Consider the following 23,803-nt stretch of genomic DNA (forward strand, 5'->3'; position numbering starts at 1 on the left):
ACATGGGGTTCCTTTCTGCCTATCGGTATACCGTAATTTTGCATCGTTAGGGCGGTGAGCGAGATGAGCACCTATTGGGATCCATACCAGAGAGAAAAAGAAGACCGGGCTCGGCGAGCCGCAGATGCTGCTGATGCCGCGTTCATACATGGAATCGCTTTGGCGATCTACTTTGCGCTTGGAGCTGCGATTGGCCATCTCCTGGCTCTGGCTATCCGCCACGGATACGGCAAGCATATCCTGTTCCTGGTCTTCGTGGCCCCCGTCCTGCTTTTTGTGGTAGCGCTGGTAGTAGGGCTGGTTCTGGGCGTTCACGCACACCCCCAGGCATTTCTTGCGTACTGGCAGGCGTATGTCATCCGGCACCCGGGAGCGGCCTCGTGGACCTGGCTGGTTCGGGGATTCACGGAGCTCTGCCGTTGGTAAGGGATATCCGGTGGGACCAAGGCCAGTCCCACGATAGCCAGGAGTTCTTCTGGTGGGAGGGGGACACGTTGGTGGTCAACATTCTGGGCAAACCCAGCGCGGGCCGGGATCAAGACATAAGTTGTCGCCTTTCTGAAAATAGAGTCAGACGTAGGGTAGGGGCGGAAGGTGGATTATCGAAATGACGAATTACTGCTCTCCCTGATATCAAGAACATAGTAAACTATTCCCAGGCACAATATAGAAATTCCATAGCCAACGATGATGGCGGCGTGCAGTGGTTTTGCGTCTAGCAGAATGTACTCTCTCGAAATGCCTAATATCGCAATGAGGACAACGGTTTTCACGCGGACTATTTGTCCACGGTGTTGAATGGAATGGAAAATCGTATGGTTAAATTCCAGGGCCATCAATAAACTCATGATGGATCCAAAGACGACTGGAAACTGGTCTTCCTGCACTACAGCGCCTGGCGTGTTGATTAGATGCGCGACGCTGGAAATCAGGTTCCAAAGAGCAGCCAGGATGAGAATCGAAAGCAATAGCGAAATCACTAATGAGACGATCTGCTCGAAACGTTCGTAAATCGTAAGAACCGTCCAGTTTGTGCGGAGTCTTTCAAGAAACCATCTGTTCCTCATCGCGTGATCTCCAGTCTCTATTTCGCATTATTTATTCTTTCTTTTTTGAAATACGTAAATATTCATCACCTGAAATGCTATTAATAACAGAAAGACAGTGGATGTTGTCGTGTAGCACATCGGTCATGACATGCCAGAAATGAAGAAATCAACACCTGTCATGACGGATGTCCATAGAATTATGCTTTTTATATGATTTATATACATATGAATCAGATCCTTGCACAGCGCCATTGTTTATCTGGATGATTTTCTTGCCATTGCCTGACCGCTGCTTGTGGAATCTGCTCTGTCAAGCAGCGGTGAATGGGCACCATGGAGACACCAACAAATGGATAATCACATCCCGAACAATCTCCACTTCGACTATCGTGTGGGCAGCGTAATCACGACGAAAATACTCCCATGGTGATTGCGAATACGCATGGAAATGGGTGTATTCGCAGGGAGAGATTTCACCAGTTGAGCCAATTGTTCAGGGCTGGTTACCCGCAGTTGGTTGATGGACAAAATCGCCATTCCACTCCGTAGGCCAATAAAAGATGCTGGCCCCGGATAGACGGACTGAATCAATACGCCGTGATCCACCCCGAGTTTCTGCTGCTCCTTTGGTCCCAAGGTGCCAACGCGTACCCCCAGACGACGAATGTCGATGCTCTGTTGATCGGCAGTCATCAGCATCTTTTGCGGCATCTCGCCGACCTGAACCTGCAATGTCCTGGGCTTCCCGTGATCGAGGATGCCGATGGGCACAATCCTGCCTGGTGGTGTGTCACCTACTAATGGAGGGAGCGTGCTAACGTTGTAAATAGGACGGTGATCATAAGCCACGATCACCTCCCCGGACTTAATGCCCGCTTTTGCCGCAGGACTCGAAGGCATAACCTGCGCGATCAATGCGCCTACTGGTTCCGGAAGGTGCATCGCCTGCGCCATTTGTGGCGTCACCGACTGAATTTCGACACCCAGCCAACCAAATTTTACTTTCTGATGGCGCTCGAATGCATGAACGGCACGCATCGCGGTATCAATCGGGATGCTGAAGGATAACCCCATGTAGCCGCCATCATTGGTATAGATCTGGTCATTGATCCCGACGACCTGTCCACGCATGTTGAAAAGCGGACCGCCAGAATTTCCAGGATTGATGGGCACATCGCTTTGAATGAATGGTATGTACTGATTATCATGAGGTAGTGATCTATTCATGGCGCTGACCACGCCTTGGGTTACGGTGTTATAGAGTCCAAACGGCATACCAATAGCCAGCAGCCACTGACCGACCTGAAGGTTCTTTGAGTTCCCCAGTTGTACGATAGGCAGATCGTGGGCATGAATCTTCAGCAACGCGGTATCATAATGGACGGATAATCCGACCACTTTGGCTCGATACGCGTGATGATTATTCAGGGTCACCATAATATGGTGCATGCCTCTCACGACATGTCCCGCCGTGACGATGTAACCGTTGTGAGAGATGATGAATCCAGACCCGAGAGCCTTGGTCACCTCCTTTTCCGGGGGCGTGTAATTTGGTAGCCCATGAAAGAAACCAAAAAACGGCGAGTTTTTCGGAAATGGATTAAAAAACCCCTGATGTTCATGAACTATTTTTGTGTCAGAATCGCTGATTCTAACGATTGCGTTGCCATATTTTTTTACGATTGGGCTAAAGTCCGGTATCTTGACCAATCTTGGCCTTGTTTCTGCCTCACTTGGTGAGGGCAGAGGCGTAATGGTATGACCTGATTCCCCAAAAACCCATCCCGTTGCTCCCAGTCCGAAACCCAACGCAACGGCAACAGCAAGGGATACTATATAGCGTGGTCTTTTCCATTGGATTTTTCTCATGACGCACCTCTATCGTACGCTTCTTAACACTTCACTCTCTATCAAGAGAGCTATCCGTGGCCCGTTTCCGCTTCCCGGTGGTGGTTAGTCTTTGTCGTCCACAAATCCGATATGTCTGGTGAAGGTTTGTAAATTCGGCAGCCCGGGACGAGATAATCCGGATTGATATGCTGCATCCTGGCCTGCTCTGATGTCTTACATGCGTATATATCACCGGCCACCTGCGTCAAATGGTTTGACAACTGGGCGAATGCCGGAACAGAGAAGGACAACGGCAGGATGATGGCAGGTAACACCATTTTTTGGGTGTTCATTTGAAGTCCTCCAGACAATTGGCAGGGTTGTACCTGTGCCGTTTCTGCTAAATCGGATCAGACACCGATCATCTGGATCAGTTCCACTATGAAGTTATCAATTTCCAATATGTTATCACCCGTTCCAGGCGATATCATGGAGGAAGTGAGGCCTCATGAAAATACACGAGGCCTCACCCCTATCGCTCAGGAAATCGCAATCTTTTTGCGTTTGGCAGATTCTGTTTTAGGCAGAGTCAACTCTAAAACACCATCTTTGTATATGGCCTTGGTTTGATCGCCATTCACATCTGCAGGGAGCTGCACGGTGCGAGAAAACTCTCCATATCGACGCTCTCGGTAGATATAATTCCCTTCTTCCCGAGAGCTATCTTCTTCCTTGACGCCACTGATATAGACCTGGTTACCGTGTACCTGGACATCCAGCTTATCCTTATCTACGCCGGCAATCTCCGCCTTCAATACAAAAGCGTCATCGTGATCAAGGACATCAATATGCGCGATTTGGGGTTGCGTGGCCTGTCGGGTAATGAAAGGAGAAAACACTCCAGGCCACACTGTTTCTATTAAGTTTTCCAAAGGTTCTACCTGACGAACACTCTTGACCACCGGACGTGAAACTTCATTTGCCATTTTACACCTCCTTCACGGGCATCAATAGGACGCCAGCCAAGCGACTGTACGCCTGGACTCTGGCATGCAACGTTATGGGTACGAGTTCAGATGATTTCAAGGGGGGCTTTAGGCCTTTTGGAGGAAACTGAACCGCCCCGGGTTTCAAATAGCCTTCTGCCTGGGGCAGTGACTTGAGCTTGTCATAGGGCGTCATCATGTTTACGTAGCGGTAGAGCTTGCGTTGTTTGCCTTTGGTATCGGTGCGGGTTTCCGGGAAGAAGCAGAGGCGGTGGAAGTTGATATAGGGGTTGAGGTGTTGCTGGTTGAAGGTGTTGATCAGCGCCGCCCAGCGTTATGGAATATGGCTGTAACCGAATAGCTTTCTCACCACGGCGCCGTTTTTGCTTTCGGCCCGGGCGTTGTCATTGGAATGACGTGAGCGGGACTTGGTGAACTCGATGCGCAGTTTCTCCAGCAGCTCTGCGACCCGTTTGTTGATGTATTCCAAGCCGTTGTCGGAGTGGAAGCCGAGCACGCTAAAGGGGAAGCTGTCCAACAGCTGTTCCAGGGCCGGAATGAGGTGCTGCTCGCTGATTTTCTCGACGCTCACGACGATCTCAAACTGTGTCTGTTCATCCACCGCGTTGATGTGATACACGCCTTTCTGTTTGTCCAAGTCGCCTTGATGAACCGTATCGATGCGGATATAGCCGGGTCGCCCGTTGGGCTGGGGTTGGCGCCGCTCGCCGAGCGTTGACGGCTTGGGTCGGGTCTTTGCAAAGTGGCGCCGCTGGCGAGTGTAGATGGTGGATTTTCTCAGGTTATAGAGGTGGTTCACGGAGATCGAGGCCAGCCGCTCATACTCGGCCTGACCGAAGACCGCGCAGGCGCGCTCACACAGCTTCTTGATGGCCTGACCGCAGGACGTGTCGTGGCGCTCATCCATCGCCGCCAGCAGGCGGATATCTTTGGCGGTGTACTGGTGCTGGAAACCAGCCACGGTGCGCTGGCGGCGCTGTAACCGACCGTGTTGGCGATACTGGGCAATCAGCCGGGTGATCTGCTGACGGAAGTAACCACTGATTTTCATCAGATAGCGGATCACCATCCCTCCATCATGAACGGAGCCCGATTCCGTTGCGGCTCACTCCAGACTAATTTCATGTTGGAAACACGATCCACCCTTCAGACTCATTTCATATTGGACAAGGCCCATTGTTGACGGAAACAGTAACTCTAACTAAGATCTATGCCGACCGGTCGGTATGTAACGGATACAAGTGAAGGAGGTCATCATGCAAGTAGGTTTCATTGGATTGGGGCAGATGGGTTCGGGAATGGCGGCCAGACTGCTAACTTCCGGAGAGAATATCAAGGTGTTCAACCGCACTCCCGAAAAAATGCAGGCTTTTGCGGACCAAGGTGCACAAGCCGCCAGCAATCTTCAGGACTTTGCAGATGCCGATGTGGTATTCACCATGCTCGCCGATGATCCTGCCGTGACATCCCTGGTTCTGGAAGAAAACGGCCTGATAACGCAGTTGCGGCCGGGGGCCGTGCATGTGTCCTGCAGTACCATCAGTGTTGCCCTTTCAGCGCAACTGGCCGCAGCCCATGCCAAAGCCGGACAGGAGTATCTGGCCGCACCGGTTTTCGGAAGACCCGATGCTGCGGCTGCTGGCAAGCTGTTCCTGGTCTTGGCGGGAAAACCGGAACTCATTGCCAGTCTGCAAACACTTTTTGACGTGATAGGTCAACGCAGCTTTGTGGTGGCAGAGGCACCGGAAAAGGCCAATCTGGTCAAACTCAGTGGTAATTTTTTGATTGCTTCGGTCATTGAATCGCTGGGTGAGGCCATGGCGCTGGTGGAAAAAGGGGGGGTAGACCGCCATGCCTATCTGGATCTGCTGACCTCTAGCCTGTTCAATGTGCCCCTCTACAAAAACTATGGTGCACTGCTTGCCGACCGGAAATTTACGCCTCCAGGCTTTGCCGCGCCCTTGGGCCAGAAAGATATGCGTCTGGTTCTGGCAGCAGCGGAAAATCTGGATGTCCCTCTGCCTCTTGCAAGCCTCTTGCGTGATCGCTTTATTCGCCTTGCTGCTGAGGGCGGTGCCACCCGTGACTGGTCTGCCGTAGGCGCATTGGCCGCGCAGGATGCCGGTCTTCTGCCCTGAAAGTCGGTGATACTTCACAAGGAGAAACCATGTCTGAGCTGAAATTCCATTCATATCGTCAACCAGCGGGAGGCTGGGGGGCGCTTCGCGCTTCCATGCAGAGCCTGCGCCAGCAAGGCATTCTCTCGGCAGGAACTGCCCTGCTGCTGAAGTCCAATCAGGCCGAAGGTTTTGATTGCCCGGGCTGCGCCTGGCCCGACCCCGATGCCCACTCCACCTTTGAATTTTGTGAAAACGGGGTGAAGGCCGTTGCTGCCGAAGCCACCAGCAAACGCGTAACGGCCGATTTTTTTGCCCGGCATTCCGTGCGCTGGCTTGCCCAGCAAAGTGATTATGATCTGGAAGAATTCGGCCGCCTGACGGAACCGATGATGTATGATGCAGCCAGCGACCATTATCAACCCGTTTCCTGGGAGCAGGCATTTGCCCAAATAGCCCGTCACCTGCACGCGCTCGAATCCCCCAACCAGGCTATTTTTTATACGTCCGGCAGAACTTCTAACGAAGCAGCTTTTCTCTATCAGCTTTTTGTCCGTGAGTTTGGTACCAACAACATGCCGGACTGCTCCAACATGTGTCACGAACCTACCAGTCTCGGAATGCCTGAATCTATTGGTATTGGCAAAGGTACTGTCACCCTGGAAGACTTTGACCATGCCGACACACTGCTCCTCTTTGGTCATAATCCTGGCACCAATCACCCGCGTATGCTGGGCACCTTGCGGGATGCGGCCAAGCGCGGCTGCCGGATTCTGGTTTTCAACCCGCTTCGGGAACGCGGCCTGCAGCGGTTTGTGAACCCTCAGGATCCCGGCGAGATGCTCACCAATCATGGGACCGAAATCGCCACCCATTATTATCAGCCCCGCATTGGCGGCGACTATGCCATTGCCCTCGGCATAGCGCGTTATCTGTTGGAGCAGGGCTCTCTGGATCAGGATTTTATTGACATCCATACCGAAGGTTTTAATGCTCTGAAAAAAATTGCCCTGGATACCCCTTGGGCAGAAATTGAGTCAGAAAGCGGTCTCAGCCATGCCGAGCTTATGGAAATCGGTAAAATTTATGATTCGGGCAAAGCCAGCATCATCACCTGGGGAATGGGCATCACCCAACACAAGCATGCCGTCGCTACCATTCAAATGCTGGTCAATGTGCTCCTATTGAAAGGGAATATGGGTAAGCCAGGAGCCGGAGCTTGCCCCATTCGCGGGCATAGTAATGTTCAGGGCGATCGCACCATGGGGATATGGGAACGTCCCGCTGCCGATTTTCTGGATCGTCTGGGTAAGGAGTTTGGTTTTGAGCCGCCCCGAGAACCCGGCCATGACGTCATTGGCAGTATTGCCGCCCTGGAAAAAGGCGAGGCCAAGGTGTTTTTCGGGATGGGAGGCAATTTTGCCAACGCTACCCCGGATACCCAGCGCGTACATGAAGCATTGCGCCATTGTGAACTCACCGTACATGTGACCACCAAACTCAATCGTTCTCATGTGGTTCACGGGAAAAATGCCCTGATTCTCCCTTGTCTGGGTCGGACGGAAATAGATATTCAAAATGGTCAGCCCCAGGGCATCACCGTTGAGGATTCCATGAGCATGGTGCACATTTCCCAGGGAATTCGGGTGCCGGCTTCCCCACAACTGAAATCCGAATGTGCCATCATTGCCGAATTGGCTGAAGCCACTTTGCCCAACAGCAAAACTCCATGGCGCGCCCTGGTAGAGGATTACGACCGGATTCGCGACCGCATCTCAAGAGTGGTTGCGGGTTTTGAGGACTTCAATGCCCGGGTCCATCAACCCAGAGGGTTTCATCTCGATCTGCCGCCTCGCTCCCGACGCTGGACAACGCCATCCGGCAAGGCTCAGTTTATTGCCCAGCCATTGCATCACATCACTGAAGGCCGCTTTGTTCCCAAAAGTACGGCGCGGATTTTCAATCTGATGACGATTCGTAGTCACGATCAGTACAACACCACTATTTATGGGTATGAAGATCGCTACCGGGGGGTATCAGGTGCCCGCAATATTTGCTTCATGCATCCGGAAGACATGGCTGAATTGGGTTTTGCAGAAAATTCGCTGGTGGATATTATTTCGCACTGGACTGACGGCGAGCGCGTTGCCCGGAGTTTTCGCCTGCTGCCTTATGATATTCCCCGCTCCTGTGTGGCGGGTTACTATCCCGAACTGAATGTGCTGGTTCCTCTGTCCAGCCATGCAGACCGAGCCAACACCCCGACTTCCAAATCCATTCGGGTGACCTTTCACGCGGTGACCAAGCGTGACGACTGAGTCTGTTCCAGAATCGGCCACGGAGGATTGGGTCATCGCTCTGCTGCAAGCACTGTGTAATGAACCGGTCATTTCTCTGGCAAAAATAGGGAAACAGATGAATTTGCGGCGTAGTCAACTGGAACGTCTGTTGTTACTGCTTGGTGAAAATGAAAGCTGGGGTGGTATGGGTTATCTGACCCAAAGCGAACAACGTGGTCGTGCTGTGATCCTTCTTACCCAGAAAGGAAAGGATTTATGCGCATCCATGGCGAATTAGATAGTTGCATCGGCTGGTCAGCAGCGACCCTGCTGACCGGAAAAGGGTTATCGGTTGCCCACCAGGAAGCTGTCCTTGAAGAACGGGCAGTATCCATTGTCATCAACGGTCAGACTTATGCGGTGATGATGGTGACGCCGGAGCATCTGGATGATTTCTTTATGGGTTTTCTGTGGAGCGAAGCCATTATTCACGGCCCCGAGGAAATTATCGCCTGGGAACGGATGACCGAAAATGGCGCCTGGGCCATCTACCTCCAGCTCACGGCAGCAGCTGCAGAACGCGCGCAACACAAGCGTCGTCACGTCCTTGGCGGAAGTGCCTGCGGCTTGTGCGGGACACCACTCCTGGCCGGGCTCATTCCCTTTGCGCCACTGGAAAGCAGTTTTTGCTGCAATCCGGCCTCCATCCGCACTCTCATGGTCCAGATGCAGGAGCGACAGGCGCTCAACCACAGTACCGGGACAGCCCATGCAGCCATTCTCGGCTATCAACGGGATTATCTGGTGCGCGAAGATATTGGTCGCCACAATGCGGTGGATAAAAGTATTGGTGCAGCCATTCAGCATGGGCTGAGGCCCGGCGAAGTCAATGTGCTGGGGATTTCCTCGCGCCTGAGTTTTGAAATCGTCCTCAAAGCCATTGGCTTTGGTATTCTGGTGATTGCGGCTATTTCCGGGGTCAGCAGTCTCGCTATCAAGCTGGCTGAAAGCCATGGTGTTACCCTGATTGGTTTCGCCCGGAATGATCGCATGACTTTGTATGCCCACCCCGAACGCATCTAGAAAGACTGGGTGCCCGCACTTTCCCCGGTTTGTGATTATTAACCAGGCACTTAAATATCCGACATAGCATAGTGGGCAGAAGGGTGGCGAAAATAGCTGGTGACCTGGTGCGGCATTTGGCGCAGACGCTCCATGAAGGCTGTTGCCTTGGCTATTAGCGAGTTTTTCTCAGTGCTGACCGTGCCGACACGTAGAGCCGTTTTGAAGTCCCGATTCAGGTATTCGTCGGGGTTGGATTCCGGCGCATAGGGCGGCAGAAAGGCCAGTTCAATACGGTCTTTTTTATCCGCGAGCCAAGTCGTTACCATCTTGGCATGATGCACACGCAGATTATCGACTACCAGATAGATTTTCTTGGGCGCATTCTGAATCAAGGCCGTGAGAAAAGCGATGAAACGCTCCGCATCCATGCTGCCTTCGACAATCTGGAAAGCGACTTTGCCCTGCGGAGAAATCGCCGAGATCATGGATAGCGTGGTCCATCGGGCGGGAACAGCCAATACCGGCGTTTGTCCCCGAGGAGCATACCCGCGCACCCAATGGGCATCTTCCTTGACGGCCGTCTCGTCCCCCCAATAAATCACCGCTCCCTCTTGGGCCGCTTGCGCGCGTAGGCGGGGATAATCCTGCTCCAACCACTGACGGACCGCTTCTGGATTCTGCTCCAACGCCCTTTTGACAGGACGTTGCGGAGTGAAGCTCCAACGCTTGAAATACTTACCCACCAGACGCTCCTGGACCATCCGTACAGCAGAAAACTCTTCCAGCAATACGGCCACCTCTGTCTCTATGGCCTGTTCGATCAGGGAACGTGCCGCTCGCCGAAGTACGCCTTCGATGCCCAGGCCCAACTCTCCCATACCACCCTCAAATACGGTATTCTTTTCCACGGCGTACTCCTTACGTTGCTCACTTGGCCTGCAAACCCTTTGTAGCAACAGTACGCCACCTTGCTCAAGTCACTTGTAACCCGTCTATACACCAGTTTCGATCATAGCTCCTATGCGGACAAAAACCGTTCGAACTGCAAACAGGAGTCCGGCAACCCTTGGCTCAGAGCTAATTCCGTCACCCCCTGGACCAATCGCGTTGATCCGCAAACATACAGATCCGGTAAAGTGGCAAGACTTCCCAGATCGTCGCGCAAGGCATCCACCACGCTGCCTCGATAATCCACCCAGTGATTGCCAGGACGTGAAAGACATATCTTCACCTGCAGTTGGGGAAGTTTATCCTGGATCTGACGGATTTCCTCCTGACAGAAGAGTTCGTCTTCATATCTTGCGCCGAAGTACAGACGTGCCGGAAGCATTTCTCCCCAATCTGCCATGCGTCGCAGCATCGACAGTAGCGGCACGAGACCTGTCCCGCCACCAATGAACCAACGTGGCCGCAGGCCGTTTTCTCTCAGGGTAAAGGTTCCCAGTGGTCCACGTATGTTCAGGCGATCGCCCACCAAGGCGGATTCCAGATAGGTAGAGAAGGCACCACCTGGTCGTAGCGTGATGAAAAATTCCAGGTCGCCATTCCAGTTGGTGTTGTTGGCTAGAGAATAGGCGCGACGCGCATCGCTGCCAGGTACCTGGATTTCCATAAATTGCCCAGCTTCGAATTCCGCAGCTCCCCCTTGCTCATCAGGTTGCAGGCGTAATAACAGTCGTCGCGTACCCGTAGCCACCATAGTGACGTCCACTACTTCTGCCTCGCGCTCCGGGATGCGCTCAAAGCGGATGTAGTTGTAGTCATAAGGCGCCTCCAGAATCAGATCCGCTCGCGGATAGGTACGGCACAGAAGTACATCGCCTCGTGCCTGCGCTTTCTCTGGCAGGGCTTCCATACTGACTTCACCCAGGTGATAAGTGCCTGCGGTAACGGTGGCCACGCAGGCTCCGCAAGTTCCCTTCCGGCATTGGGAAGGAAGCAGGATACTTTCCCGGTCCGCAGCAGAGAGTAAATCTTCCGCCTCAGAACAGACGAAGGACACCTGTTGCTTATCACGGGTATGGATAGTGATATCGTAGTTGGTCATGATGTGCTCATCCTTATGCCGCTTCGTCCGTTGCAGAACGAAGCGGCGTTCCATTGTGCTATGCCGTATGCGCCAGAGCCGTCTGCAAATCCGCTTGCGCCTCGCCAATAAGATCGAGATCAAGATCGAAACGTGATTGGAGCTTCTGCACCAAAGTTGGTGTGAGATAGGCAGGCAGGGTGGGCCCCAGCTTGATTCCCTTGATACCCAGAGCCAGCAGGGAAAGGTGAATGGCGGTAGCCTTTTGTTCAAACCAGGAGAGCATGATCGACAACGGCAGGTCATTGACCCCACAATTGAATGCCTCGGCCAGGGCACCCGCTACCCGGATGGCGGAGTGGGCATCATTGCACTGGCCTATATCCAGCAGGCGGGGGATGCCTCCAATATCTCCGAATTCATGCTTGTTGAATCGATACTTACCGCATCCCAGGGTCATCACTACCGAATCGGCGGGGGCATTATCCGCCACCTCCGTGAAGTAGTTGCGCGCCGGAGAAACACCATCGCACCCACCGACGAGGAAGAAGTGGCGAATATCTCCGTGCTTCACCGCATCGACGATTTTATCCGCCACACCCAGGAGAGTGTGATGCCCAAAACCGATGGTGATACGCTGCTCTTTTGCATCGGCAGTAAATCCCGGTAATGCCTTGGCGGCCTGGATCACCGGGGTGAAATCCCCATTGTCGATATGGCGGACGCCGGGCCACCCCACTGGGCCAAGGGTAAAAATTCGATTTTTATAACTTCTGCCCGGCTCAATGATACAGTTGGAAGTCATGACAATGGGCCCAGGGAAATCTGCAAATTCACGCTGCTGATCTTGCCATGCTCCCCCTAGATTCCCGGCCAGATGAGGGTATGCCTTGAGCAAGGGATAGGCGTTGGCTGGCAACATCTCCCCATGGGTGTAAACATTGATCCCCTGATCCTTGGTCTGCTCCAGGATTTGTTTGAGATCATGGAGATCGTGACCGCTGACCAGGATTGCCTTGCCCTGGATCGGGGAGATGCGCACAGAGGTAATTTCCTGCGCTCCAAAACTGTCCGTATTGGCAACGTCAAGCAACTCCATCACCTTCAGGTTCAAACGGCCGACTTCCAATGATTCTTCCAACATTTCATCGAGGTCCGTTGGATTACTTGCCAAGTAGTCCAGGATTTCCTCTGCCTGTGCGTCGACTTCGTCGCTCTGATAACCCAGGACGCGGGCATGTTGAGCATAAGCGGCTACGCCTTTCATGCCGTAGAGGATGAGGGCACGAGCACCGATCACATCGGATCCGAGATGTTCTACGTCGGCGTTTATGGCGACGCTAGGGGCTTGACGCAGCAGTTGTTCCAGACTATCGGCAGGTTGGAAGAGGGCCGGACCGGACAGGATTTCGGGAGTCTTGCCCTGCTCTCGCGCCGCTTCCTCGTACAATAATTTGATCCGTTCACGCCTTTTGCTGGCCTCCTGGATCAGGTGGACAAAACGTGTGGCAGTGAAGTTCACATTGGTGAGCGTGGTGAAAAGCCCATAAAAAATGAAGTCGTCCGTATGTCTGTCGGCAACACCCATCGCCCGCGCCCGGCGCGCATACTGGGCAATGCCCTTCATAAGGTGCGTGAGAATGTCCTGCAGACCGGCAGTGGCCTCATCCTTGCCGCACGTTCCCGGCTCACTGGTACAGCCTATTCCGGCGGGGCTGCGGGTGGTTTGTTCGCATTGATAGCAAAACATCATGGTGTCTCCTGAGGTTGTGGTGCTTGTTTGTCAACAATATCTGCTGTGATCAGGACCATCCTTGATTTCAATCAAGTGGCTGCGCCACTTCCTCATGATCGTCGACGGGAAACCCGTAAGCAAAAGACAGGCGATTGACCCTGCCCGGAGATTCGGCGTAACGTATTTAACGTCACACTACGCTCCGCCTATCCCGATCAATTGTCTGGAATCCGGCGGCTGAATCCGCCTGCGAGACGCCACCCGCAGGCACATAACAGGCTGAGTTATGGTCCGTAAAAGCCGCATCATGGGGTAAAGATGGTTTTAGACACGGTTTTGTTCGCCCAAAAGCCAGATTGATGACAATCGGCCAAGTAGAGTTAACAGAAATGGAGCGATTGCGCCGAACAGAAATATTCTCTGTCTGGTCGGATGAGGACCTTTCGCATTTGTTTAAGGGCGCACGTGTTCTGGAGATGAATGTCGGGCAAATCCTTTTCCTCGAAGGCGATGCAGCTACCGCTTTCTATTTTCTTCTGGATGGACAAGTGAAGCTGGTGACGTCGGCTGCTGACGGCCACGAGAAAATAGTTGATATTTTGCAAGGCGGAGACCTTTTTGCAGAAGCTGTAGCCTTTTTGGGATATCGTTATCCTGTGCAGGCAATAGCGGCCATGCCGAGCCGGGTTCTGGAAATTCCCCTTACGATATTTCTCGTCATCCTACAGCAGCATCAGGAGCTGATGCTGCAAATGTTGGGCAGACTGAGTCTGCGTTTACGTCATTTAATAATGGAGTTGCGACATCTTACTGTGGAATCCGCTGACCAACGGGTTGTAGGATATCTGCTGGAACTTTGCCCATCGGGAAATTCTCCCGTGAGTTTGCTTCTACCTGCCAAAAAGGCCATGATCGCGGCGCGACTAGGTTTAACCCCGGAAACATTTTCTCGTGTGTTGAAGCGATTGCGAGAGGAGCATTTGATCACGGTTGAAAAACTCAAGATATACATTCACCGCCCTTCTGCGTTACGGCAATGGGCGAAGGAAGACCGCTGAAGAGACACGAACCATGGGGCCTCCAACCGGTTTGTGGCCTGGCAATACCAGGCGATATCAGGCGACCCGGCGGCTTTGCGCTCTCTGCATGGCGCGCAAAGGCGCCGATTCGGTGATTTTGATCTGTTCCGGTCGCAGGCAGGGCTGCTTGGCCAACACCTCCAGGAATCTAGCATCCAGCAGAGATGGGGCAAAGCTCCCGGTTTTGCCGGGAGATATTTACCTATTTATGCTGTGCTATTGCTTGGTGACCGTCTTTTGGCCATCAACCATTATTCCATAACGTATGATCTCTTTTGAGAAAGTCGTCATGCGAAATATAATGAGAGCAATCGGAGGAAAATGTCAACCCTACGGTGCCGTTAAAGATGTTGACAGATCCTGAGCGCAAATAAAATATTCCTTGCATAAATCTCAATGTTCGTAAATTGCTCAATATTTTCCGGACCTCTTGCTGGGGTACCACAGCTTCATCCGGATATGGACGCTTGGGATACGCCAAGCAAATATTGGGGTCTATCAGTTCGTCTATAGTCAGCAGACGGTACCGATACGGATCATCCATCACCCAGAGTATGGCTTGGCTGCTAGAGAAATGGAGAATTATATGGTATACACCATGTACGAGTATCAATTCTTCCACGACACTAAGCACGGTATCCAGATGTCTATCCATTTTGCTTTCGGAACGCATCTTCGTATCGGCCGTATCCGATATGAATGGGTCTCCTTCAAACCGCCGGGGATACCGGGGCTCTTCGTATATTTCGCCTGCCTGAGGCAAGTCCCTCAAGGCAAAATCCGCACCGATGAAACCGAGAAGTGTGCCGTCGGTGTCACGCACAAATTGGACGGCGGTCAACGAAGGCCGTAGCGCATGCAGACTGATATAGGCTTCGCACAACAGAAAGTCGACAGCTTGGACCCCTTCTCGTATGTAGGGCCACTGCTGATACTGCGCTTCACGATATTTGTTAGAATACTCGGCAGCCAGCAAGGCTTCTCTGACATATGGCCGGTCCGATCGATCCCGGCCAAAGTGCTCGGCGAGCAGACCTTCACGGCTGATGTTGGACGTTATCTGCACTCCGCCGGTGTCCAACACATATAAAAACTTACAGTACGGTACGTTGGAGAATGCCTCGCTCAATGCAGTCTCCATTTTTGGACGGTCACCCCACACACGACTGCATGCATCTGCCAGGCGCCGCATTGGCTCGTACAGCAACCCGGTAAGCAACGCGCGTTGCTGAAAAACCCGTCTTGGCAGGGAAGAGTCTTCTAGCGCTGTCATAAAAAAGAAATCTCCATTGTGGCTTGCGTCTCCTGCCGGCGTTGGACGGCTCTCTTACACATATCTTGCATCTTCCCTCCAATGGCTGTCTCTAGCAAGACCAGGTTTGCAATGCGGCAGAAATTTTCACGTCATCCGTGGCCACTGCTTGTCGCATACGCGACGGTAAACACTGCCATCATCATCAATTTGGAAGAGATAAAGCCAACCATTATCCACCAGTTCTCGGACGAGAATGTGGCGGGAAATGATGCTCTCCATCTCTGCCTGCGGAGCCTCAATCACCACGTTGAGACGGACCGGCTCATGGATCCAACGCTTACCGTCGTGCAGGGACTGCAAGGCAAAACCGACACGCAAATCCCCTCCATTCCCCTCTAAAACGCCGATAGATCCCCCAACGACATTATGTAGCACTTTATTGCCGCTGCCGAAACGCAGATTGTCTACCATGGAGCCGTAGTATTGCATGTTGATCCAGTTTGCCACCACCATGGGTGCGGTCATAATCAACTCCAATGTGGAGAAGCCCGCGTCCTTATGCCAGTCATAGTCATGCAAAAAAGCCCGACCTTCCAAGTCAACACCCCTTGTCCTCTGGCGGGGGGCTGCGATAAAAGCGGCGTTGCCTGCTAGTGCCCATTCGGGTCTGACCTCGGCCCAGTCCCGAGTGCGTCGCCGCATATCGCGCGTGACCACCTCAGGAGCTTGAGAGGCCGTACCCAGCAGGGTGGCGCGCTCCAACCGCGTAAGCTCACCCGCATCCGCCAGCCATTGGCGGAGTTGCGCCAGATCTTTGGCGTGTGTTGTCGGCAAATCTTCCGTATCAAAGATCGTCACTTCATCGGTTGTGGTGTCATGCAATCCGGCGATAAAATAGGTGTCTTTCGGAATTTTAAGCCCTTTTTCCTCAAGACCCCGGCGGGTCGCCGGATCGTTTAGCAAGGTTACCGCAATCCTGGCACTGGCTTCTCCCGTCTGCCCGGCACAAGCACCGCAATCGAGTCCAGTCCCCTGTGGATTATTGACCGTAGTGCTGCCATGGCCTGCCAACAAGATCAGGCGTGCGAATGTCTGCGTCAGCCCCATGTTTTTAAGGATGAATTCTCCGACACCCGCCCGCTCAGTTTCTGGTATTCCGGTACTTTTCGCACTGGATTTACCGTTACCGCTAGCGATCAAGCGTGGGCGCAATCTCTGTTTCGTCCCACTATCAAGGCCCCTTTCGTCCGGATGGGGTACGGTGCGAGTCCAACCCATGCTGTCACCGAAAAGCTTCGGGGCATATAGCAACCCGGTGGCTTCCACAAAGGTGAAAGTCGACACTGCTGATGTTTTGAAACTCTTCCAGGCGGTGGCTACCCGTAGGCGTAATTGCCTTTTTGCGGCATGCCGTTGCGTTTCATCCTCGCTTGCATGACTCAGGTCCTCGCACACCCGATAAGGCGGATTGAAAATGACTGGGAGATGCCCCTTAGGCGCATTCGAACCGAATGGGACGTATTCCATGAGTACGCCAAAGAAACCCGCAAAGCCCAAGGTTTGAATGCCTGGAGCCACTGTTTCCAGTGCCCGGCGGATGATTTCGGAGCGCACGTCTATGCAAAACGCAGCCTGCGCCACGGGTCGCTCAATGACTGTATTGCTTGGCCTCGATGCTTCTTTTAGTGATTTGATTAATGACCGCTGATAGCCGATCTCCAGCGCGGTTTGCAAAATGGCATCAACATGCTCCGACGGTTTTTCTATCGCCCTATTTTGTTGGGTGTGCAACATCAGGTGCCATTGTTTTCGTACGGCGATATCTGCGCAGGTCTTGTGAAGAATGGCATCCCAACACACGCGGATGGCGAGAAGATCACGCAAGGATTGATCGGTCTCACCCTTCAATTCGGCCTGCCAACGCAAATATCTAGCCCAACCCGCCCAGCCGCCGATACTCAGGAGTGCTGCAAAGAGATAATCATCGATCAGATCGAACGGGACGGAGAGTTCCTTCAGAGCCAAGGCAATGGCCGTTTCAGCGGCTGCCGGGAGTGCGGCGGCCGCTTCTCCAATCCCGCGCAAACCGACCATTCGCGGGCTCTTGTCGAAATGCATGAACTTTAACCAAGCCTGATACATCGGGTCATCGCGCCACGGCATGCTCCATGTGGCCTGCCCCTCGTCAAAGTACGCCGCGCAATATTGGCTAATCCTTTCCACAACGAAGCCTGGCCAATCCCGACGATCATCGGCAAACATGGCATCCGCGAAGACCGGAAAGGGCACGTTCCGGCTTGCCGATCGTTGTTTCATCGCCTGCTTGAGCTGGGTAACACTCCAATTGCTGTGCATTTCCTTCAGTGCTTCGTCTAAATCCTCTTGGGTGATCCGTCCGTTGGCGATCTGTTCTTCATAATATGGCCGCGGCATGGTCAGTCCCTTGCCAGTGATTTTGCGAAGCGTCTGATCCGCTCGCCAAAATGGTTGATCGCGCAAGCCAACGTATGGATTTACTGCAACAAAGTGCTTGAGCGGCCAGAGTGGAGCAATTCTCTGGCATGCTTTCTCAATGTTCGCTTTGATGTCCTGATATGACTTTATTGTCGCTGGTGTTGGCATGCCTACTCCTCCGGGAACCGAACTTGTGGATTTGCCGCGTCCACCGTTTTTCCTATCTTCGATGCGTGCAGAAAGGCCATCTGGCTAAAAACAAGATCAACATACAGTCCATTATATAGGTTCACATATACGGCCTGCCAAAAAGCCGACTTCTGCAGACGGGGCAAAAGTTGCTGAATGTGCAACAAGGAAAGAAAAGCCACGACGATAAGCGCCAGTAACCAGATTGGAATACGATCAGCCTGCACGGTATCACTGGGAATGCTGGTTCCCAGCAAGTCGCTAGACAGATCATGCAGCCCAAAATAGGCTGAACAGACCATGATGCTTAACAGAGCCACTCGGGAAAGCAATGTGCCGGCTCCGACTCCGGACCTATTGAGGGCTTGCAGCAGAAGCTGACCCATCGCAATGGCGACGATGGCGCCGATCGTCAGCAAAGTAGGTTGCTTTTGCAAATCGATGCCAAATGCCATGGCAACTACAAAGGTCACTATCCCTGATATAACAATTGCCAATTCCGCTCGTCCGAGCGTTTGCGTTGTAGTGAGCTTCTGGATCGTCGGTCCACGGAAATTGTCTACCACACTTCCGGAAGACAGGAACGCATGCGCCTTATAGACGGAGTGAGCGATAATATGGAGTACGGCGATACTGTACAAACCCAAACCGCATTCCATGAGCATGAAACCTAGCTGCGCAGAAGTGGAATACGCCAGTGATTCTTTGATATTGGTTTCCGTCATCATCATGAGAGATGCCACTGTTACAGATAAAAGTCCCGCAAGAATGAGTGCGGTCCAGGCCCAGCTTACGTGGGTGATCATGGGACTGACACGCAAGAGAAGGAATGCCCCGGTATAAATGAGCCCTGCGTGTAATAGTGCCGAAACCTGCGTGGGGGACTCCATAACCTGAATAAGCCAACCATGCAATGGAAATATTCCGCTCTTTAAAATAGCACAGAGTACAATCAGGCCTGTTGCGATCTGCAAGCTGGCAGGAAGACTTCCGTGCCACGTGTGCATCCACTGTGCGATTCCTGAAAACTCTGCTCTTCCTGTGGTCCGTGCTATCAGAAGAAATGCGGTGAAAAGGCTCACGTCAGCGATACGCGAAAACAAATACTTTTTGCGTGCCGCAATCACGGCGATCGGACGTTCGCGGTAGAATATCAATAACTGGTGTAAAAACAGACTGGCGGCGACAAATGAAATCCAGAATCCCCAGATATTATCTGTCACAATCAGTACTAGAAATGCTCCAACGGTCAGACTCAGCCACCGGTGGAACTGTCCCTCATGGGCGTCCCCTACCATATACGAAGCGGAATACCGAGAGACAATCATTCCCATAAAGGAGACCAACACGAACATGACGAACGTCAACGGATTAATCAATACTCGGACCGCAAATGAGCCTAGTTCCCATGGAAGATGGATCGACAGTAGGGTCTGCGAATGCTGTATTATCGCCAAATATATTGTCGTAGCAGCGATGCTACAAAGCAGTGCAAACCAATTGGCACCGTTGCTCAGCGTCTTGACCCAGCGCGCATGATGGTCCGCGCGGATTCCTACAAGTAAACCCACCAATAGCAATGGCCATGGTGCAACCAACATAAGAAGAGAGGATGCAATCATTCACAACTCCTGCGTGAAGTCAGAAATGTAGCTCGGTGACCATTTGCTACAGTCTTGCGAAGTGAACAGTAACCTGTACATCGATAAATAATAAGTTAAGATTTTTAACCATGATGTTTTACTTATATAAATGGGTTATGGATCGGCACTCTAGTTGCTATTACGTAGAAGGCAGTAGTGACGGTAGGATTGGATATAGTGGAGGTGCTGATGATGGCCGGGGTGTTTTACCGCACGGGGGCGTTACGGTCGGGTTGAGGGCGCCATCTTCACGATGGCGGCGACTTCATCGCCACCTGTGGATCAGTCGCTACAATCCTCCAACAGAGGAGCCAGGGCATCGGCACACAGATCCAGCCAATGGCAAACCGGTGTCTCACTGCCGCTTTGAAGGTGTATTTGGCAGCCCACGTTGGCCGTGGCGATGCAGTCCGGCTGCCCTGCCTGCAAAGCCTCCAGTTTCTGATTGCGTAGCTGCTGGGATAGGGTAGGCTGCAAAATAGAGTAACTGCCTGCTGAACCACAACAAAGATGGCTATCTCGAACATTGGTTAATTGGTAGCCGGCTTGTTGTAAGAGCGTTTCGACCCTGCCTTGCAAGCGCTGGGCATGTTGCAGAGAACAGGGCGCATGGAAGGCGACTGTGCCGCGATTAGCGGCCACGAAAGGAATTTCCCCGGCGTGTTCCAGAAGCCATTCACTGGGATCGCAGGCCAGAGCGGCGACACGCGCAGCCTTTTCAGCATAGTGCGGGTCGTTTTGTAACGCTTCCCCGTATTCCTTGACCATGCTGCCACAGCCGCTGGCGCTGACCAGAATGGCTTCAGCGCCGGCTTCGATCAGCGGCCACCAGGCGTCGATATTGCGACGCATATAGTTGTGCGCTTCGTTGTGTGCGTTGAGGTGCAGGCTGAGGGCACCACAGCAACCGGCGCTGGCAGGCACATCGACAGCCACACCGAGGGAGCCGAGTATTTGCTCCAGCGCCACCCCGGTCGAGGGGGTCATGACGCTTTGCACGCATCCGGCGAGGGCAATGACCCGGTGCGTCGCATGGAACGTGACCCGGGGCGCCTTCAGTCGGGGCTTGGGCAGGGTCGGAACCATGCGCGCCAAAGCATCCGGCAACAGGGGCTTAAAGATGTCACCGAGTCGTACCAGCAGATGGAAGCGCTCGGGATGGGGAACAATGGCGCGCAGCAGGCGGCGCTTCAGCCGCTCCAGTGTCGAGCGGCCCACTTCTGCCTCAATATGCGCGCGGCCGATTTCCGCCAGCCGCGCGTAGCGCACGCCGGAAGGACAGGTGGTTTCGCAGGCGCGGCAGGTGAGACAGCGGTCCAGATGTTCCAGGGTATGTTCCGTGGCCGGGGCACCGGCGAGGAATTCCTTGATGAGGTAGATGCGACCACGCGGACCATCCAGTTCATCGCCGAGAATCTGGTAGGTGGGGCAGGTGGCGGTACAGAAGCCGCAGTGGACGCAGCTGCGCAGTATGGCATCGGCTTCGGTTACGCTGGGATCATTTTGGAAGCGGGGGGCGATATGGGTTTGCATGGGCAGACCTCAGAGGGTGGCGTAAAGACGGCCCGAATTGAGGATGCCGCGCGGATCGAAGGCCGCTTTGAGCCGTTGTTGTATCGCCAGCAGCGGTGGTGCGAGGGGATGAAAGACCTCGCCACGGCGATTTCCACCACGAAACAGGGTGGCGTGACCACCGTGCTCCGCTGCCAACTGCCGCAAGGCAGTCGCATCAAGGGCACCACGCAGCCAGCGTTGACCGCCGCCCCATTCGATAAGGGTCTGATCCCCGAGCGGCAAGGGGGGGGTGGCCGGGGCCACGGCCAGACGCCATAAGGGTGCGTCCCCCTGAAAAAAATCGTTCCGCTGTTCGCGCAGTGCCACCCAGAAGGCCGCCGCCTCGGCATCGGGCAACCTTTCGCCGCCCAGCCGGGTCTGTGCCGCCCGCACGGCGCTTCCGGTGCCGGAAAGACGTATATACAGGTGCTCACCATCATACGCCGTAGCGGAAAGCGGCAGTGGCTGTCCAGCCCAGTCATTCATGCGTTGGACGGCGGTAACGGGGTCCATCGGCCATACCAGAGTCACGGTACTATCGGGACGCGGCAGCACCTTGAGGCTCACCTCGAGCAGAACGCCCAGGGTGCCGAGGGCACCTACCATCAAACGGGAGACATCATAACCGGCGACATTTTTCATGACCTGCCCGCCGAAGCGCAGGATTTCGCCTTGTCCATTGAGGATGCGCATGCCCAGCACCATATCGCGAGCCGACCCTGCGTAGGGACGGCGCGGACCGGAAAACCCACAGGCCAGCGTCCCGCCAATGGTCGCGGCGGGTCCGAAATGCGGGGGCTCGAACGGGAGCATCTGCCCGGCTTCCGCCAGTTGTGCCTCCAGTGCTTGCAAGGAAGTACCCGCGCGCAGAGTGATGAAAAGCTCGTTGGGCGCGTAGTCGATGATGCCCCGGTGGCCACCGAGATCGAGCAGATCGCATGCCGGCGTTTGGCGGCCATAAAACGTCTTGCTCCCGCCACCACGAATAGCGAGCGGTTGGGATCTGGCGTGGGCCTCTTGTACGGCCACCTGCAAGGTCTGGCTCTGATCTATGTCAAAAACGCTCCAGTTCGGGGAAAGGCAACTGGCCATGATGCACATGCATGGCCCCCAACTCGGCGCAGCGATGCAGGCTGGGTACGGCCTTTCCGGGGTTGAGGCGACCTTCGGGGTCGAAGGCGTGTTTGATGCGATGCAACTGCGCCAGTTCGGCGGCGTTGAACTGGACGCACATGCTGTCCAGTTTCTCGACGCCGACGCCGTGTTCGCCGGTGACGCTGCCACCGACGGACACGCAGAGTTCAAGGATGCGGTGCCCAAATTCCTCAGCGGCGTGCAGCTGTCCCTCGGCATTCGCGTCGTAAAGGATCAGCGGGTGCAGATTACCATCGCCCGCGTGGAAGACATTGGCGACCCGCAATCCATATTCTGCGGACCAGGCGGTGATTTGCTCCAGCACTTCCGCCAGGCGCTGGCGCGGAATGGTCCCGTCCATGCAGTAATAATCCGGAGCCAGACGCCCCACCGCCGGAAAGGCCGCCTTGCGGCCTTTCCAAAGCAGCAGACGGGTTGCTGCGTCCTCGGCTATGCGGATAGCGCGAGCACCGTGGCGTTGGAGCATGGTTTCGACCTCTCGCAGCTGTTCCTCCAGTTCCACGGCCGGGCCATCCAACTCACAAAGGAGGATGGCTGCGGCATCGCGGGGATAACCGGCATGGACAAAATCCTCCGCGGCTTCGATGGCGAGCCGATCCATCATCTCCAGGCCGGCGGGAATGATGCCCGAGGCAATGATGGCGCTGACCGACTCCGCTGCCGCCTCGACGCTGGAAAAGGCCGCCAGCAGGACGAGGACATGCTCCGGCATCGGCAACAAACGCACCGTGCATTCCGTCACCACACCCAGCAATCCTTCGGAACCGGTCATTAGCGCCAGCAGATCGTAGCCGGGGCTGTCGAGAGCCTGACTGCCGATCCGCAGGGTTTCACCCGTGGCGGTCAGCACATCCAGCTCCAGAATGTTGTGGACGGTAAGCCCGTATTTCAGGCAATGCACACCGCCGGAGTTCTCCGCTACATTGCCGCCAATACTGCAGGCGATCTGCGAGGAGGGGTCGGGCGCGTAATACAAACCCAAAGGGCGGGCCGCTTCGCTGATGGCCAGATTGCGCACGCCCGGCTGAACCCGAGCGGTTCGGTTTTCCCGGTCGATGGCGACAATATGATGTAAGCGGGCCAGACTGAGAAGCACCGCATCACGGAGTGGGCGCGCGCCCCCGGAAAGGCCCGTACCCGCGCCACGCGGCACCACCGCCACGCCGTGGCGCTGACAGATTTGCAAGACCGCCTGTACGCCCTCCCGGTCCGTGGGCAATGCCACACAAAGCGGCAACTCGCGCAGTGCCGCGAGGCCGTCGCATTCATATGGCCGTAAATCTTCCGCACCATGCAAGACCGCATCCGCGGACAAGGCCGCCTGCAATTCCGCAAGGAGAGCGGTAGGGTAGGGGGACGCTGGCAT

20 protein-coding genes and 1 pseudogene are annotated in these 23,803 nt (G+C 54.3%); 6 read left to right on the forward strand and 15 right to left on the reverse strand.

From position 1 onward, the window contains the following. Window positions 1–63 precede the first annotated feature (63 nt). Window positions 64–426, forward strand: coding sequence for a hypothetical protein (locus tag AFERRID_RS12135; RefSeq protein WP_226832977.1), 363 nt, complete (start codon window positions 64–66; stop codon window positions 424–426). Window positions 427–599: 173 nt separating this feature from the next. Here the strand turns inward: AFERRID_RS12135 and AFERRID_RS12145 are convergent, their stop codons facing one another. The 5 genes from AFERRID_RS12145 to AFERRID_RS12165 form a co-directional block, all read right to left on the reverse strand. Continuing rightward, window positions 600–1,067 (reverse strand): phosphate-starvation-inducible PsiE family protein, encoded by a 468-nt coding sequence (locus tag AFERRID_RS12145; protein WP_126605304.1) that lies wholly within the window; start codon window positions 1,065–1,067, stop codon window positions 600–602. 366 nt (window positions 1,068–1,433) lie between these two features. Then, complete coding sequence (locus AFERRID_RS12150; protein ID WP_126605305.1) at window positions 1,434–2,918, reverse strand: trypsin-like peptidase domain-containing protein; 1,485 nt, start codon at window positions 2,916–2,918, stop codon at window positions 1,434–1,436. Window positions 2,919–2,968: 50 nt separating this feature from the next. Further along, window positions 2,969–3,232, reverse strand: coding sequence for a hypothetical protein (locus tag AFERRID_RS12155; RefSeq protein ID WP_126605306.1), 264 nt, complete (start codon window positions 3,230–3,232; stop codon window positions 2,969–2,971). A 186-nt stretch (window positions 3,233–3,418) separates the two neighbouring features. After that, on the reverse strand, window positions 3,419–3,865 hold the full coding sequence (locus AFERRID_RS12160; protein WP_009569199.1) for an Hsp20/alpha crystallin family protein: 447 nt from the start codon (window positions 3,863–3,865) through the stop codon (window positions 3,419–3,421). A 334-nt stretch (window positions 3,866–4,199) separates the two neighbouring features. Continuing rightward, complete coding sequence (locus AFERRID_RS12165) at window positions 4,200–4,955, reverse strand: integrase catalytic domain-containing protein (RefSeq protein ID WP_049756717.1); 756 nt, start codon at window positions 4,953–4,955, stop codon at window positions 4,200–4,202. Window positions 4,956–5,142: 187 nt separating this feature from the next. Here AFERRID_RS12165 and AFERRID_RS12170 point away from each other — a divergent pair, with 187 nt between their 5' ends. From AFERRID_RS12170 to fdhD, 4 genes are read left to right on the forward strand one after another with little or no spacing between them, the layout of a single operon-like run. Further along, the gene (locus AFERRID_RS12170; protein WP_126605307.1) at window positions 5,143–6,024 is read left to right on the forward strand and encodes an NAD(P)-dependent oxidoreductase; all 882 of its coding nucleotides are present in this window, start codon (window positions 5,143–5,145) and stop codon (window positions 6,022–6,024) included. A 29-nt stretch (window positions 6,025–6,053) separates the two neighbouring features. Next, window positions 6,054–8,321 carry an FdhF/YdeP family oxidoreductase gene (locus tag AFERRID_RS12175; RefSeq protein ID WP_126605308.1) on the forward strand — a complete coding sequence of 756 codons (2,268 nt, stop codon included), beginning with the start codon at window positions 6,054–6,056 and terminating at the stop codon, window positions 8,319–8,321. Continuing rightward, on the forward strand, window positions 8,311–8,580 hold the full coding sequence (locus AFERRID_RS12180) for a hypothetical protein (protein ID WP_009569193.1): 270 nt from the start codon (window positions 8,311–8,313) through the stop codon (window positions 8,578–8,580). The genes AFERRID_RS12175 and AFERRID_RS12180 overlap by 11 nt, the downstream gene beginning before the upstream one ends. Continuing rightward, window positions 8,559–9,365: a formate dehydrogenase accessory sulfurtransferase FdhD gene (gene fdhD, locus AFERRID_RS12185; RefSeq protein ID WP_126605309.1), complete on the forward strand. Its 807-nt coding sequence runs from the start codon at window positions 8,559–8,561 to the stop codon at window positions 9,363–9,365. The genes AFERRID_RS12180 and fdhD overlap by 22 nt, the downstream gene beginning before the upstream one ends. Window positions 9,366–9,415: 50 nt before the next feature. Here fdhD and AFERRID_RS12190 read toward each other — a convergent pair whose 3' ends face one another. The 4 genes and pseudogenes from AFERRID_RS12190 to hcp all read right to left on the reverse strand — a co-directional run bounded on the left by AFERRID_RS12190 (window position 9,416) and on the right by hcp (window position 13,126). Next, window positions 9,416–10,108, reverse strand: coding sequence for an IS630 family transposase (locus AFERRID_RS12190; RefSeq protein WP_012607157.1), 693 nt, complete (start codon window positions 10,106–10,108; stop codon window positions 9,416–9,418). Next, a pseudogene (locus AFERRID_RS15730) lies at window positions 10,094–10,255 on the reverse strand (IS256 family transposase); the annotation flags it as partial. The gene AFERRID_RS12190 and the pseudogene AFERRID_RS15730, both read right to left, overlap by 15 nt. A 110-nt stretch (window positions 10,256–10,365) precedes the next feature. Next, window positions 10,366–11,394 carry an FAD-binding oxidoreductase gene (locus tag AFERRID_RS12195; RefSeq protein ID WP_012607158.1) on the reverse strand — a complete coding sequence of 343 codons (1,029 nt, stop codon included), beginning with the start codon at window positions 11,392–11,394 and terminating at the stop codon, window positions 10,366–10,368. Window positions 11,395–11,452: 58 nt separating this feature from the next. Further along, a complete protein-coding gene (hcp, locus tag AFERRID_RS12200) occupies window positions 11,453–13,126 on the reverse strand; it encodes a hydroxylamine reductase (RefSeq protein WP_197722439.1) in 1,674 nt (557 codons plus the stop codon). A 341-nt stretch (window positions 13,127–13,467) separates the two neighbouring features. Here hcp and AFERRID_RS12205 point away from each other — a divergent pair, with 341 nt between their 5' ends. Beyond that, window positions 13,468–14,166, forward strand: coding sequence for a Crp/Fnr family transcriptional regulator (locus AFERRID_RS12205; protein ID WP_226832978.1), 699 nt, complete (start codon window positions 13,468–13,470; stop codon window positions 14,164–14,166). A 265-nt stretch (window positions 14,167–14,431) separates the two neighbouring features. Here the strand turns inward: AFERRID_RS12205 and AFERRID_RS12210 are convergent, their stop codons facing one another. The 6 genes from AFERRID_RS12210 to AFERRID_RS12235 form a co-directional block, all read right to left on the reverse strand. Next, window positions 14,432–15,460, reverse strand: coding sequence for a PDC sensor domain-containing protein (locus AFERRID_RS12210; RefSeq protein WP_012607160.1), 1,029 nt, complete (start codon window positions 15,458–15,460; stop codon window positions 14,432–14,434). Window positions 15,461–15,586: 126 nt separating this feature from the next. Continuing rightward, window positions 15,587–18,064 carry a YbcC family protein gene (locus AFERRID_RS12215; RefSeq protein WP_126605310.1) on the reverse strand — a complete coding sequence of 826 codons (2,478 nt, stop codon included), beginning with the start codon at window positions 18,062–18,064 and terminating at the stop codon, window positions 15,587–15,589. A 2-nt stretch (window positions 18,065–18,066) separates the two neighbouring features. After that, window positions 18,067–19,707, reverse strand: a complete 1,641-nt coding sequence (locus AFERRID_RS12220; protein ID WP_009566373.1) for a proton-conducting transporter transmembrane domain-containing protein — start codon at window positions 19,705–19,707, stop codon at window positions 18,067–18,069. Between the two features lie 303 nt (window positions 19,708–20,010). Continuing rightward, on the reverse strand, window positions 20,011–21,261 hold the full coding sequence (glcF, locus tag AFERRID_RS12225; RefSeq protein WP_126605311.1) for a glycolate oxidase subunit GlcF: 1,251 nt from the start codon (window positions 21,259–21,261) through the stop codon (window positions 20,011–20,013). A gap of 9 nt (window positions 21,262–21,270) precedes the next feature. After that, window positions 21,271–22,383, reverse strand: a complete 1,113-nt coding sequence (gene glcE / locus AFERRID_RS12230; RefSeq protein WP_126605312.1) for a glycolate oxidase subunit GlcE — start codon at window positions 22,381–22,383, stop codon at window positions 21,271–21,273. Next, window positions 22,337–23,803, reverse strand: a complete 1,467-nt coding sequence (locus tag AFERRID_RS12235; RefSeq protein WP_126605313.1) for an FAD-linked oxidase C-terminal domain-containing protein — start codon at window positions 23,801–23,803, stop codon at window positions 22,337–22,339. Before AFERRID_RS12235 ends, glcE begins: the two co-directional genes overlap by 47 nt.

Source organism: Acidithiobacillus ferridurans (assembly GCF_003966655.1).
In the GTDB taxonomy this organism is placed as follows: Bacteria; Pseudomonadota; Gammaproteobacteria; order Acidithiobacillales; family Acidithiobacillaceae; genus Acidithiobacillus; species Acidithiobacillus ferridurans.

What these genes read in the sequence shown, in the direction of transcription:
- AFERRID_RS12135 (WP_226832977.1), top strand. Translation starts at nt 64, where the DNA reads ATGAGCACCTATTGGGATCCATACCAGAGAGAAAAAGAAGACCGGGCT.
- AFERRID_RS12145 (WP_126605304.1), bottom strand. Translation starts at nt 1,067, where the DNA reads ATGAGGAACAGATGGTTTCTTGAAAGACTCCGCACAAACTGGACGGTT.
- AFERRID_RS12150 (WP_126605305.1), bottom strand. Translation starts at nt 2,918, where the DNA reads ATGAGAAAAATCCAATGGAAAAGACCACGCTATATAGTATCCCTTGCT.
- AFERRID_RS12155 (WP_126605306.1), bottom strand. Translation starts at nt 3,232, where the DNA reads ATGAACACCCAAAAAATGGTGTTACCTGCCATCATCCTGCCGTTGTCC.
- AFERRID_RS12160 (WP_009569199.1), bottom strand. Translation starts at nt 3,865, where the DNA reads ATGGCAAATGAAGTTTCACGTCCGGTGGTCAAGAGTGTTCGTCAGGTA.
- AFERRID_RS12165 (WP_049756717.1), bottom strand. Translation starts at nt 4,955, where the DNA reads ATGGTGATCCGCTATCTGATGAAAATCAGTGGTTACTTCCGTCAGCAG.
- AFERRID_RS12170 (WP_126605307.1), top strand. Translation starts at nt 5,143, where the DNA reads ATGCAAGTAGGTTTCATTGGATTGGGGCAGATGGGTTCGGGAATGGCG.
- AFERRID_RS12175 (WP_126605308.1), top strand. Translation starts at nt 6,054, where the DNA reads ATGTCTGAGCTGAAATTCCATTCATATCGTCAACCAGCGGGAGGCTGG.
- fdhD (WP_126605309.1), top strand. Translation starts at nt 8,559, where the DNA reads ATGCGCATCCATGGCGAATTAGATAGTTGCATCGGCTGGTCAGCAGCG.
- AFERRID_RS12190 (WP_012607157.1), bottom strand. Translation starts at nt 10,108, where the DNA reads ATGGTCCAGGAGCGTCTGGTGGGTAAGTATTTCAAGCGTTGGAGCTTC.
- AFERRID_RS12195 (WP_012607158.1), bottom strand. Translation starts at nt 11,394, where the DNA reads ATGACCAACTACGATATCACTATCCATACCCGTGATAAGCAACAGGTG.
- hcp (WP_197722439.1), bottom strand. Translation starts at nt 13,126, where the DNA reads ATGATGTTTTGCTATCAATGCGAACAAACCACCCGCAGCCCCGCCGGA.
- AFERRID_RS12205 (WP_226832978.1), top strand. Translation starts at nt 13,468, where the DNA reads ATGACAATCGGCCAAGTAGAGTTAACAGAAATGGAGCGATTGCGCCGA.
- AFERRID_RS12210 (WP_012607160.1), bottom strand. Translation starts at nt 15,460, where the DNA reads ATGACAGCGCTAGAAGACTCTTCCCTGCCAAGACGGGTTTTTCAGCAA.
- AFERRID_RS12215 (WP_126605310.1), bottom strand. Translation starts at nt 18,064, where the DNA reads ATGCCAACACCAGCGACAATAAAGTCATATCAGGACATCAAAGCGAAC.
- AFERRID_RS12220 (WP_009566373.1), bottom strand. Translation starts at nt 19,707, where the DNA reads ATGATTGCATCCTCTCTTCTTATGTTGGTTGCACCATGGCCATTGCTA.
- glcF (WP_126605311.1), bottom strand. Translation starts at nt 21,261, where the DNA reads ATGCAAACCCATATCGCCCCCCGCTTCCAAAATGATCCCAGCGTAACC.
- glcE (WP_126605312.1), bottom strand. Translation starts at nt 22,383, where the DNA reads ATGTGCATCATGGCCAGTTGCCTTTCCCCGAACTGGAGCGTTTTTGAC.
- AFERRID_RS12235 (WP_126605313.1), bottom strand. Translation starts at nt 23,803, where the DNA reads ATGCCAGCGTCCCCCTACCCTACCGCTCTCCTTGCGGAATTGCAGGCG.